Source organism: Phocaeicola sp. RTP21198st1_B8_RTP21198_201120 (assembly GCF_040929485.1).
In the GTDB taxonomy this organism is placed as follows: domain Bacteria; phylum Bacteroidota; class Bacteroidia; order Bacteroidales; family Bacteroidaceae; genus Phocaeicola; species Phocaeicola dorei.
On sequence record NZ_JBCOCI010000001.1, the window covers coordinates 232,481 to 245,289 of the forward strand.

The 12,809-nt window shown below is 37.7% G+C and carries 8 protein-coding genes; 4 read left to right on the forward strand and 4 right to left on the reverse strand.

What is annotated here, in order from left to right; all coding sequences use genetic code 11:
• Positions 1–899: 899 nt before the first annotated feature.
• Entirely contained in the window at positions 900–1,100 is a 201-nt protein-coding gene (locus tag AB5935_RS00845; RefSeq protein WP_007831847.1) for a hypothetical protein, read from the reverse strand.
• A 160-nt stretch (positions 1,101–1,260) separates the two neighbouring features.
• Complete coding sequence (locus AB5935_RS00850; RefSeq protein WP_007839880.1) at positions 1,261–2,934, reverse strand: long-chain fatty acid--CoA ligase; 1,674 nt, start codon at positions 2,932–2,934, stop codon at positions 1,261–1,263.
• Between the two features lie 105 nt (positions 2,935–3,039).
• Between AB5935_RS00850 and mtaB the strand changes: the two genes are divergently transcribed.
• The 3 genes from mtaB (at position 3,040) to AB5935_RS00865 (ending at position 6,356) form a co-directional block, all read left to right on the forward strand.
• Positions 3,040–4,356, forward strand: a complete 1,317-nt coding sequence (mtaB, locus tag AB5935_RS00855; RefSeq protein ID WP_368327310.1) for a tRNA (N(6)-L-threonylcarbamoyladenosine(37)-C(2))-methylthiotransferase MtaB — start codon at positions 3,040–3,042, stop codon at positions 4,354–4,356.
• 6 nt (positions 4,357–4,362) lie between these two features.
• Positions 4,363–5,388 carry a glycosyltransferase family 2 protein gene (locus AB5935_RS00860; protein WP_007831850.1) on the forward strand — a complete coding sequence of 342 codons (1,026 nt, stop codon included), beginning with the start codon at positions 4,363–4,365 and terminating at the stop codon, positions 5,386–5,388.
• Between the two features lie 86 nt (positions 5,389–5,474).
• Positions 5,475–6,356: an SPL family radical SAM protein gene (locus AB5935_RS00865; RefSeq protein WP_007839884.1), complete on the forward strand. Its 882-nt coding sequence runs from the start codon at positions 5,475–5,477 to the stop codon at positions 6,354–6,356.
• A gap of 147 nt (positions 6,357–6,503) precedes the next feature.
• Here the strand turns inward: AB5935_RS00865 and folB are convergent, their stop codons facing one another.
• The gene (gene folB / locus AB5935_RS00870; protein ID WP_007831854.1) at positions 6,504–6,872 is read right to left on the reverse strand and encodes a dihydroneopterin aldolase; all 369 of its coding nucleotides are present in this window, start codon (positions 6,870–6,872) and stop codon (positions 6,504–6,506) included.
• Positions 6,873–7,033: 161 nt separating this feature from the next.
• On the opposite strand from folB, the gene AB5935_RS00875 reads away from it, so the two are divergent.
• Complete coding sequence (locus AB5935_RS00875) at positions 7,034–10,006, forward strand: AsmA-like C-terminal region-containing protein (RefSeq protein ID WP_038612483.1); 2,973 nt, start codon at positions 7,034–7,036, stop codon at positions 10,004–10,006.
• A gap of 91 nt (positions 10,007–10,097) precedes the next feature.
• Here the strand turns inward: AB5935_RS00875 and AB5935_RS00880 are convergent, their stop codons facing one another.
• Positions 10,098–12,644, reverse strand: coding sequence for an adenosylcobalamin-dependent ribonucleoside-diphosphate reductase (locus AB5935_RS00880; RefSeq protein WP_007839895.1), 2,547 nt, complete (start codon positions 12,642–12,644; stop codon positions 10,098–10,100).
• Positions 12,645–12,809 lie beyond the last annotated feature (165 nt).

Below are 12,809 nucleotides of genomic sequence, written 5' to 3' on the forward strand. Positions count from 1 at the left end.
AAAGTATAATGATGCTGAAAAAGCCCGGTTCGTAAGAGCCGGGCTTTTTCTTTTTAATATGTTTGATTTATTAATTCAATCGTTTCTTTTATAATTTTTTGAGGAGTGGTAAAAGGATTTTCGTCAAAAGTGTTTGGCATAGTGAGGATCAGTTGTTTGATATCATATTCTTGTATCCTAGCTACCCATATTTTATAAATATTGTTATAATTTTTATGAATATTATAAATGGTTAGGTGAGAGAAGTAGCGGGTTATATAATCTTGTTTGTATTTATAATAGTCTTTGTTGTCCTCAGTTATTTTTCTACATCCTTTTATAGGTTTGTAAAAGTTTTGAAATGAACTCTTTGTCAGGTATCTGTTGCATCAATGCTGAACTTTTCAGTACTTCTAGCACATCTTCCGAATATTCACAATCTTTTACGCAAAAGGAGAATTGGCATTGTTTTTTAAAATAGAAGCTTTAGTTGTTTGAAGTGAATCCTGTTTTACGTTAGCAATCGGAAGAAACTGATTTCATTTAAATACGCGACTTCGGTCTGATTGATACTTTTCAAATTTTCTTCTAATTCCATTTTTATCATTTGCATACTTTCTTTTATCTGCTTTTCTTGTGAGGAATTGCTTATGAAATCAGTTCGGCAAGAGTGATAAATACTCCAGTGATAACAATAGATAATTCACGGAAATAGTTTCCCAACTTCCAGTTTTGAAGTGTTTCTTTTAGATTTGTCTTTTTCATATCCTGTTTTTGTTTGTGGTTTGAGAAACAAAAGTAGATAATTTGTATTGCAAAACGATGGAATATTGGCAGAAAAGGGAGGAGTAAAGACATAAAAAAAGTCTGTTGCGCTTTCGCACGGCAGACTTTCAATTCTCTCTAGAGTTCGTACTGAATCATTCAGCTTTAGTAGAGTCACAGCAAGCAGCTGTAGAGTCACAAGCAGCTGAATCTGCTACAACTTCTTCTACAACAGCAGCTTCTTCTACTACTGCAACTGAATCAGTTGCTTCTGTGTTGTTGTTAGCAGCTTTGTTTCCGCAAGATGCGAAAGATACAGCTGCGAAGGCTACGAACAAAAATACTAATTTTTTCATTTTCTTTGCTTTTTAAATCTGTAATACTAATGTTGCTTTCTTAAAACGATGCAAAGGTATACACTTTTTCAATACGTTGTACCAAAAAGAACAACTTTTTTTCTAGTTTTTTATGTTATACAACCTATTTTGCTGATTAGTAGCATGTTTTATAACATATTTATTCTTCAGTAATGCTGTTATATAAGAATCGTTTGATGCTTTTTTTGGGAGTTTTTTCGAACTCTGTAGGATAAAGTTGTATTTTACTCACTTGTTCATAATTTCCTACCAGTTTATTCAGATTCTTCAAGTTTTCATCCATTACTGTTTTTAGGTTTTCGGGGGTATTGAGTCCCAGACTGTCCAGACTTTCATAATCAGGATATACTAAAGCTACCAGTTTCTTGTTGCGCTCTATGATTAAACTTTCTAGAACGAATGGCATATTATTTAGTTTGGATTCTATCTCTTCAGGAAAAATATTCTGTCCATTAGAACTCAGAAGCATGGTTTTACTACGGCCTCTTATATAAATGAATCCGTTAGCATCTATTGTACCTAAATCGCCTGTTTTCAACCAACCATCTTCGGTAAATACCTCACGGGTAGCTTCTTCATTCTTATAATAACCTTTCATTACGTTTTCACCACATACCTGTATTTCTCCAGTAATGTTATAGGGATCATCCGAGTCGATACGGACTTTCATGATATCCAGTATCTTTCCGGCAGAACCAGGTATAAATTCATTCCATGGAGCATAACTGATCAGTGGGGCACATTCGGTCATTCCGTAACCGATGGTGAACGGAAATTTTATTTTGTAGAAAAAATCGGTGACTTCCGGGTTCATGGCAGCTCCACCGATAATGACTTCTTTAAAACGTCCGCCTAATGCGTCAATCAGTTTTTTGCGAATTTGTGCATAAATCTGGTTGTCTAGTAAAGGTATGTTAAGCGCCCATTTCATGCTGCGTTTGTTAATGAGCGGCTGAATTACATTCTTATAAATTTTTTCTATAACCAATGGTACTGTAATAATAAGGTTGGGTCTTACTTCCTCAAAAGCTTTCATCAATATTTTGGGAGAAGGTGTCTTTCCTAATAAGGTGACATGTGTACCGACAGCAGTAGCGGTTAGAAAATCAAAAGCACATCCGTATGCATGGGCCAAGGGAAGGAAGGAAAGTACTTTTTCTCCTTTCTTTAAAAGTTCTGTACGGATACCAAAGGTAACGTTTCCTGCCAGATTATTGCCCGTAATCATTACTCCTTTACTGAATCCGGTAGTTCCTGAAGTATAATTCAGTAACATGACCTTCTCGTTGGAGAGTTCTGTGTAATTGATATTTTCCTTATAGAAGCCTTTGGGGAAGTTCTTTCTCATAGCTGCATCAATATTCTTCATGAATTTTTGGACGGTTTCACCGTCACGTTGATGCAGGCATCTGAAATCCGTTAGAGAAAATACAGCGCGTAATCCACTTAATGCCTCTTCTTCCAAATTTTCCCAAATATTATCGCTGGTAAACAGAAATGTGGATTCAGAATGATTTACAATATGATGGACATCATTTGGCTTGAAGTCTTGTAAAATAGGAACTACAATAGCTCCGTATGTAACAGTTGCCAAATAAGCGATACACCAACGGGAGGTATTCTTACCTATAATAGATATTTTATCGCCACGGCGCAGGCTGCAATATTGGAATAATAAGTGTATCTTAGCTATTTCTTCCGCTACTTGTCCGTATGTAAACGTGGTATCTTCACCATAATCTGTGTAACAGGGCAGATCCCAGTTTTCTTTGAAGCTATTCTCATATAGCTTGATAAAGTTTTCTTTTATCATTGCACAATTTTTGATGTAATGTGCAAAAATAAGCATAATTATTGGTATTCTAAAGAATTTAAGCAGAATAATATGTACCTTTGCTCGCTAATTAGATAAAAAGGTATGATTGATACGATAATTTTCCAGGATAAAACGGCTGTTTATTATACATTAGGCTGCAAATTAAACTTTTCAGAAACTTCAACCATCGGTAAAACACTGAAAGAAGCAGGTATACGTACAGCACGTAAGGGTGAGAAAGCTGATATTTGTGTTATTAATACTTGCTCTGTGACCGAGGTTGCGGATAAGAAATGCCGTCAAGCCATTCATCGTTTGGTTAAACAGCATCCGGGTGCCTATGTAGTAGTGACGGGATGCTATGCCCAGTTAAAACCTGACCAGGTGGCTAATATAGAAGGTGTGGATGTTGTTTTGGGAGCTGAACAAAAAGGAGAGTTGATGAATTATCTCGGAAATTTGGAAAAGCATCCTCAAGGTGAGGCGATTACGACAGCTGCAAAAGACATACGTAGTTTTTCACCTTCGTGTTCTAGAGGTGACCGTACTCGTTATTTTCTGAAAGTGCAGGATGGTTGCGATTATTTCTGCTTTTATTGTACAATTCCGTTTGCTCGTGGGCGTAGCCGTAACGGACGTATTGAAGAGATTGTGGAACAGGCACGGCAGGCTGCTGCTGAGGGAGGAAAAGAAATTGTTATTACTGGGGTGAATATTGGAGACTTCGGAAAGACAACCGGTGAAAGTTTCTTTGATCTGGTAAAGGCTTTAGATCAGGTGGCAGGGATTGAACGTTATCGTATCTCGTCTATTGAACCCAACTTGTTAACGGATGAAATAATAGAATATGTGTCACGTTCACGTGCATTCATGCCGCATTTTCATATTCCTTTGCAGTCGGGCAGCGATGATGTGCTGAAATTGATGAGACGTCGATATGATACCGCATTGTTTGCTTCCAAGATACGCAAAATTAGGGAGGTCATGCCGAATGCGTTTATTGGCGTGGATGTAATTGTGGGAACACGTGGTGAAACAGAGGAATATTTTGAAGATGCTTATCATTTTATTGAAGGGCTTGATGTGACGCAGTTACATGTTTTCACTTATTCGGAGCGTCCCGGTACGCAGGCCTTGAAAATAGAGTATGTAGTGAGTCCTGAGGAGAAACATCGCCGTAGTCAGAGATTGTTGGTTTTATCTGATGAGAAGACAAAGGCGTTCTATACCTCTCATATAGGAAAAGAAGCTTGGGTATTAATGGAAAAATCTAAGGTTGGCACTCCTATGCATGGATTTACTGATAATTATATCCGGGTGGAGATGGACCACGATGATCAATTGGATAATCAGTTGATTCGTGTAAGAATGGGAGGCTTTAATGAAGAGGGTACAGCGTTGAAGGGTGTTTTAGTCTGAAAAGAAATGAAAAGGGTGTCTGTTGTCATATTGAATTGGAATGGGGTAGATATGCTCCGTAAGTTTATGCCTTCTGTTATAGATAATTCAGTAGGAGAGGGGATTGAAATTTGTGTGGCTGATAATGCGTCCTCTGATGGGTCGCTTGAAATGCTTCGTACTGAATTTCCTGTAGTCCGTTTGATTGAGTTGGATCGAAATTATGGCTTTGCCGAAGGATATAACCGGGCTTTGGCGCAAGTTGATGCAGAATATGTAGTTTTACTGAATAGCGATGTGGAGGTTACTTCGCATTGGTTGGAACCTTTGTTGGATTATATGGATACCCATTCCGGAACAGTTGCCTGTCAACCTAAACTGTTAAGTTGGCATAATAAGGAATATTTCGAATATGCCGGAGCGTCGGGGGGATTTATTGATCGATATGGATATCCTTTTTGCAGAGGGCGTATTTTTGATGTTGTTGAAAAGGACTGCGGACAGTATGATACGGTAACGGAGGTGATGTGGGTAACGGGGGCCGCTCTTTTTATCCGGTTGGCTGATTATCGTGAAGTTGGAGGGTTGGATGATCATTTTTTTGCTCACATGGAAGAAATTGACTTGTGTTGGCGTTTGCGCAGCCGGGGAAAAAAGCTTGTCTGTATTCCGCAAAGTGTGGTATATCACGTAGGAGGGGCTACGTTGAAAAAAGAAAATCCGAGAAAGACTTTTCTGAATTTCAGAAATAATCTGTTGATGCTTTATAAGAATTTGCCGGATAAGGAGTTAGAACATGTACTTTTTATACGTGGTATACTGGATAGAGTAGCTGCCCTTGTTTTTTATCTGAAAAAGGATAGAGCGAATGCGCGTGCTGTAATGCAGGCGAGGAGAGAATTTGAGGATATAAGATATTCTTTTGCTGCTTCTCGTATAGAAAATATAATGAAGTCTACAGATGAAATGATCCCGGAACGGACTCATTTTAGTATTCTTATGAAATATTATTTGTTGGGTAAAAAACATTTCTCTCAGTTGAAACTTTTTTAAATTGCTTCTCTTTATATTTCTTTTTATAGCATTATTCCCGTATCTTTGTTTGGTGAAATTGGATCAAAAAAGAAAAGGAGCTGTAAATGAATGTTCATGAGGTGAAATCTATTGAAACAAAGTCTATTCTGTCACGTTTGAAAAGTAAAGATAATTATTGGGGTATTGCTTATAACATGAATTTGTATAGAGGGTGCCAACATGGTTGCATTTATTGTGATACACGTAGTTGTTGCTATGGTATTGGTGATATTTCTCATATTTCTGTAAAGAAGAATGCTTTGGAATTACTGGATCATGAACTGGGAACGAAACGTGGAAAAGCGACCATTGGTACAGGCTCAATGAACGATCCTTATATGCCGTTGGAAAAACAGATGAAGCTGACTGGAGGTGCGTTGGAACTTATTGCCAAACATCGTTTTCCTGTTCATGTGATAACAAAGAGTAGTCTTGTGACTCGTGATGCCGATTTATTGCAGGATATAGGGCGCACTTATGCTGCCGTTAGTTTTACTATCACTACAGCGGATGACGAGATGGCGCGAAAACTGGAGCCTAACGCACCGACCTCTTCCGAGCGTTTTAAGGCGATGAAGATATTGTCCGATCGGGGTATATATACAGGAGTGGCATTGATGCCTGTTTTGCCTTTTATAAATGATTCTATAGAAGATATTGAGGAAATAGTGGAGAAGGCTGCCGAAGCGGGAGCGTCCTATGTGCTTCCTTTGTTTGGGGTAACTTTAAGACGGGGCTCCCGTGATTATTTTTATGATAAGGTAGAGCAGATTTTTCCAAAGATGGCCAAGCGATATAAAACTTATTTTGAAGACCGTTCTGAATGCACTTCTCCTAATGCACCCTATTTGAATGAGGTCTTTTATCGCAGAATAGAAACATTAGGAATCAGTGCTACCATGAAATTCTATCATTCTGAAGGAAGAAAACAACTTTCTTTATTTTAGTAAGTAGAGCCATGAACATTGTCTGCATATTCATTATTATTGGTTTGTGTTGTTATTTGCATGATAGTATATTTGCGTTTTAAGAGGTAGGCATACAATAGGGTAAATTTTTAATTAAATGACTGGATGTTTGTCAGATAATTTTTTTCATCGTGTATAATGTACTTCTACTCCAACATTTCTGCAATCACTTCCCATAGGCGGATTTTCTTTTGATAACCGGATGATTATTTCCTGAATAGTTGGAAATTCACTAAATAGTCTTTGCCCTATGCGTTCACAGACATGTTCTAAAAGTTTGGATGAAGCTTTCATTTCTTTTTTGACAACTGCATATATATCAGCATAACTTACGGTACCTTTCAGTTCGTCTGTTTGTGCTGCATGGGTGAAATCAGTTCTTAGTTTTAAATCAATTATAAAATTAGCTCCTACTATTGTTTCTTGTGGATCGACTCCGTGGTGAGCGAAAAACTTGGCACCTTCCAAATAAATATACATAGATGTTGCTTTCATATTTTTTCAGTTTGAAAAACAAAAGTAGAACTTTCACTTCATATCTCAAAATTAAAAATTATTGTTCTTGTTTTCTTTTTTATCTGTTTTATTGGTCTATTTTATAGTATTAACACGAAATAGAGTCGATGGCATGGGTGTTTTCATTAATTTCGCATAATATGGAAAGAAGGATTCGTAAATTAATAAGGGTAAGTGCCATTACAGTGGGAGCCTTGCTGTTTACTGCGTTTGTGGTAGTGGCTTTTGTGATTAACTATGTATTTACATCAGATAAATTAACTCCAGTAGTGTTGAATGTTGCTAATCGTTTACTGGATGCTGATTTGAAGATAGAAAGAGTCGAATTGACTTTCTTTTCTACTTTTCCTCAATTTGGGTTAAAAGTTGATGAAGGTTTTTTGGTTTCTAAGGTCTTGAACGATAGTCTTCCACAAAAAACTGATTCTTTATTGGCATTTAAAGAATGTGTGTTGACAGTAAATCCTTTGGATTATTTTTTGAAAAATAAGATTAGTGTCCATAATCTATCTTTGAAGAATGTTGCTGTTTATGCTTATCGAAATAAAACAGGTAAGGCAAATTGGGAGATTGTGAAAACTTCTTCGGATACATTGGCTGTGGAAAAAGATACTATTCCACAAAATAAATTTGATAGCGAGATAGATATCCGTCAGGTTGAATTAGAACATGTCAATTTGATTTTTGACGATCGTAATATAGAGGTTTATTCACGTATAGATGATGCTGATTTGCGCCTAAAACTGGCGTTGACAAAAGGAGCTTCTTCATTGGGAGTAGAATTTGAAAATAAAAATATTCTTTTTTGGCAGCAAGGTGAATTATTGATTAATAAAGTAGCCGTTTTCTTGCAGACTGATATTGAGGTAGACAGGTCTACGGCATTGTGGACATTGAAAAATACAGGGTTGACTATAAATGGTATCCGGATGGATGTAAACGGTGAATTAAGACGTGATACAGTTACAAAAACGGTGGGTATGAACTTGAAATATGGATTACATGCACCTTCCATGGAAACCGTTATGAATATGATTCCCGAGGCTTATGTGAAACGTGGACAAATTTCGGCAAAAGGTGAGGTTAAAGTTAATGGAACATTGGAAGGTAATTATGGAAACAAGCAGCTTCCGGCGATATCATTGAATATAAAGATAAATGATGCATCCGCCCGATATGAAGGACTTCCTTATGGTATTGATAATTTTACGGCTGATTTTGAATCGTATATTGATTTGATGCGTCGCAACCCTTCTTTTTTGAACTTGAAAATTCTTCATTTTGAGGGAGTACATACTAAGATTCTAGCAGATGCGAAAGTGGAGGATTTATTGATAGATCCATTTATAACGCTTCATACTGAATCTACTGTTGACCTGGATGCTTTAGCTAAAACCTTTCCTTTGCAGGAAAGTGTAACTATCCGCGGTAAATTAGATGCGGGTTTAAACTTAAAATGCCGTCTCTCTTCTTTGAAAAAACAGGATATTGGGCGTATCAGGTTAGGTGGAAGATTGGCTTTAAAGGATTTTGAATTAAAAGATACTGCAAAGAATTTTAATTTTTTAGGTAATGCCGATTTAAAATTCAGTGATAGTGAAACTTTGCAAGCTGAATTGGAAATCAGAGAAATACTATTGAATAGTAGGAAATTATCTTCAGAGATAGATCGGATGAAAGCGAAGGTTGTTTCAACCAATCCTCAAGATACCACAAAGATTGTTACTTTACAATGTGAATTGGAAATGAATAAATTGCGTGCGAATATAGGAGATTCGCTCAAAATATATAGTGGCAAGACTACTGGAACTGGCGAACTTGCTCCGAAGGAACAAAATCCGGCGATGCCGATGATTAATTTTTCCATGCGTACGGATTCTCTTTTCTTTAATGCTAACGAAACGAAATTAGCATTAGGCGTGGCAGGCATAAAAGTGAAATTAGAAAAGAAAAATGATTCGTTATGGACACCTCGGGGGATTATCGGTTTTGATAGGTTGTTGGTACGTGCTCCTGAATTTGGTTTACCTCTGCGAGTACGTAAGACAGCTGTAACAATAGATGGTCCGAGAATAACATTAAGAAATGCTTCTTTGAAAATAGGGCATTCAGATATGGTTGCTACCGGGGAGGTAATAGGATTATATCGTGCGATGGCTAAAAATGAAATTTTAAAAGCGCGTTTAGCAATATCTTCTGAGATGATTGATTGTAACCAATTGATTAATTCATTCTCTTTATCTGAAGATTCAGCATCTGTGGCGGTGACAAATACAGTGCCTCCAACAGAAATGAAGCTGTTTGTGTTGCCGGGTAATTTGGATTTTGAATTACAGACAGATTTGAAAAAAGTAGTGTTTGAACAGGTGGAATTTGAAGATGTGTGTGGAAAGGTGGATTTGAAAAATCGTACATTACATTTAAGGAATTTGGGAATGCGTGCATTAGACGCTGATATGAAGGCCGTTATGGTATACCGTGCGGATTCAGTCAGAGGAGGATATACAGGCTTTGACTTTAAAATTAGGGATATAAATATAGCTAAGCTGGTAGATTTTATACCTTCAATGGATACCATTGTACCTATGTTGAGATCTTTTAAAGGAAGGGTTCAGTTTGATGTGGCTGCAGAGGCACGTCTGGATTCAAATATGAATATTCGTATACCTACTTTACGTTCGGCCATGCATATAAAAGGGGACAGCTTAGTATTGATGGATGGTGAAACCTTTGCCGAAATATCAAAGATGTTGATGTTCAAAAATAAAAAGAAGAATGTATTTGATAATATTTCGGTTAATATAGTTGTCAATGACGGTAGTGTTCTTGTTTATCCATTTCAAGTGTCTATAGATCGTTATAAAGCTGCTATAGGGGGAGAGCAAGGGTTGGATATGAATTTTAAATATCATATATCCATTTTGAAGTCACCCTTGCCCTTTAAGGCCGGAGTGAATATTTCCGGTAATCTGGATAAGATGAAAATACGCGTAGGTAAAGCTAAATATAAAGATGATGTGACTCCTGCTGCCATTCATAAAGTAGATAGTACGCGTATGGATTTGGGAAGGCGTATTGTGGAACGGTTTCACCGTATTGTAGGGGTGAGATAGAAAAAGAATTTACTTGGTTTATATAAAAAGCTCCTTCATGACTTTCGTGAAGGAGCTTTTCTTTTGTGTTGTTACATTATATAATAAACCATTATCCACATCTTGATGTGCCACAAGTCTTGCAGATCAAGCATCCTTCTTGATATACGAGAGTTTCGTTGCCGCAATTGGGACATTTTTGTCCTTCAGCACTAGTACCATCTGTTACATATTTTTTCAGTGCTCGTTCTACACCGTTTTTCCATGTGTTAATGTTTTCACTGTCAAGTTGCAGAGAATCTACCAGTTTGATAACACGATCAATAGGCATCCTCCAACGAAGTACACCCGAAATTAATTTTGCATAGTTCCAATATTCCTTGTTGAACTTTTCGGACAAACCTTCAATGGTTGTTTTATATCCACGTTTGTTTTCGAACTGGAAATCATATCGTTTGTTGCCTTCTTCATCAATGTTTTTGATGATGCGTCCGGTAGTGACTGATTTGGGCAATGAAATACCTTCTTCATCATCTTGCAGACCAGTAAAGATCTCGTATGGATGTCCATCCAACAAGCCTACAAATGCGACCCATTTTTCTTTGTTGTTTTGGAAGCGTACTACTTCCGCTTCCAGTACTTTGGGGCGCACTTCTACTACCGTAGGTGGTTTGCAAGGAGGAAGTTCTTCTTTTTTGTCTTTCTTGTCCTTTTTGGTAGAAAGTAAAACTCCAGAGCGAGAGCCATCACGATAAACGGTACATCCTTTACATCCTGAACGCCATGCCTCTACATACAAGCGGTTTACCAATGCTTCATCTACGTCATTGGGCAAATTGATAGTTACACTGATTGAATGGTCAACCCATTTTTGGATGCGTCCTTGCATTTTTACTTTCATCAGCCAGTCTACATCATTTGATGTGGCTTTATAATAAGGTGACTTTTCTACCAATTCATCAATCTCTTCTTGCGTATAACGCTTGGTGGGATCGTAACCGTTTACTGTCATCCATTCCACAAATTTATGGTGGAATACAATATATTCCTCAAATGCATCTCCTGTTTCATCTACAAAATCTACATGAGTCTGAGGATCATTCGGATTGACTTTTCTTCTACGTTTGTATACCGGCATAAATACCGGCTCTATGCCAGAAGTTGTTTGGGTCATTAGGCTGGTAGTTCCAGTGGGGGCTATGGTCAAGCAGGCAATATTACGTCGTCCGTATTTTTTCATCTCCTCATATAAATTAGGATCAGCTTCTTTTAAACGGTTGATAAACGGATTATTTTTTTCTCGTTCACTGTCATAGATAGCGAATGCTCCACGTTCTTTCGCCATGTTAACAGATGAACGATAGGCTTCCAGAGCGATTGTTTTATGTACTTGTTCAGAAAACTCTGTTGCGTCTTCTGTTCCGTAGCGTAACCCCATAGCGGCAAGCATATCCCCTTCAGCTGTGATACCGACACCTGTACGTCTGCCCTGTCCGCTCTTTTTATAAATCTTTTCCCATAAATGTTTCTCTGCTTCTTTTACTTCCTCACTTTCAGGATCGGAATCGATTTTAGCTATGATCTTCTCGATTTTTTCTAGTTCCAAGTCAATAATGTCATCCATAATGCGCTGGGCCAATGCTACATGCTTTTTGAACAAGTCGAAATCAAAGTAAGCATCCCTTGTATAAGGGTTTACTACATATGAGTATAAGTTGATAGCTAATAAACGACAAGAATCGTAGGGACACAGAGGAATTTCACCACAAGGATTGGTAGAAACTGTACGATACCCTAAGTCGGCATAACAGTCTGGCACGGATTCACGTATAATGGTGTCCCAGAATAATACACCGGGTTCAGCAGACTTCCATGCATTATGGACAATCTTTTTCCATAAAGCAGATGCGTCAATTTCTTTTGTGAAAACAGGTTGATCGGAATCTACCGGATATTGCTGTTTGTAAGGAGTGCCATTTACAGCTGCCTGCATAAATGCATCATCTAGTTTCACGGATACATTAGCACCGGTTACTTTGCCTTCGGTCATTTTGGCGTCAATAAATGCCTCCGAGTCTGGATGTTTGATGGATACGCTTAACATTAAAGCACCACGACGCCCGTCTTGTGCTACTTCACGTGTTGAATTGGAATAGCGTTCCATGAAAGGCACCAGTCCGGTTGAGGTCAGTGCTGAATTTTTAACTGGGGAACCTTTAGGTCGTATATGAGATAAATCATGTCCTACGCCACCACGACGTTTCATTAATTGTACTTGTTCTTCATCAATGCGGATTATAGCTCCGTATGAGTCGGCTGCTCCATCAATTCCAATGACAAAGCAGTTCGATAAGGAAGCCACTTGAAAATCGTTCCCGATACCTGTCATGGGACTACCTTGCGGAACAATGTACTTAAAGTGATCCAATAACTCGTAAAGCTGCTGTGCGTTTAACCCGTTCTTATATTTTGCTTCAATGCGGGCTACTTCATTTGCAATGCGCCAATGCATGTCTTCGGGAGACTTTTCGAAAATGTTCCCGAAAGAATCTTTTACTGCATATTTGTTTACCCAAACCCTTGCAGCAAGTTCATCACCTTTGAAGTATTGTAAAGATGCTTCAAAAGCTTCGTCATAGGTGTACGTTTGTTTTTCCACTTTTATTTTTAGATTTACTATAATATCAATAAGTTGTTTTAGTGTAGAAGCCGCAACTCATTATAACAAAAGTTTCGGCAAAGCTATATATGTTTTTTCAATTAACAAAATAAAAAGTAGATAAGTTTTCAACAAATTGAAAGTTATCCAAAAATATTTGTTAAT

What these genes read in the sequence shown, in the direction of transcription:
- folB (WP_007831854.1), bottom strand. Translation starts at nt 6,872, where the DNA reads ATGAAAGCAACATCTATGTATATTTATTTGGAAGGTGCCAAGTTTTTC.
- AB5935_RS00865 (WP_007839884.1), top strand. Translation starts at nt 5,475, where the DNA reads ATGAATGTTCATGAGGTGAAATCTATTGAAACAAAGTCTATTCTGTCA.
- AB5935_RS00845 (WP_007831847.1), bottom strand. Translation starts at nt 1,100, where the DNA reads ATGAAAAAATTAGTATTTTTGTTCGTAGCCTTCGCAGCTGTATCTTTC.
- AB5935_RS00850 (WP_007839880.1), bottom strand. Translation starts at nt 2,934, where the DNA reads ATGATAAAAGAAAACTTTATCAAGCTATATGAGAATAGCTTCAAAGAA.
- AB5935_RS00875 (WP_038612483.1), top strand. Translation starts at nt 7,034, where the DNA reads ATGGAAAGAAGGATTCGTAAATTAATAAGGGTAAGTGCCATTACAGTG.
- AB5935_RS00860 (WP_007831850.1), top strand. Translation starts at nt 4,363, where the DNA reads ATGAAAAGGGTGTCTGTTGTCATATTGAATTGGAATGGGGTAGATATG.
- mtaB (WP_368327310.1), top strand. Translation starts at nt 3,040, where the DNA reads ATGATTGATACGATAATTTTCCAGGATAAAACGGCTGTTTATTATACA.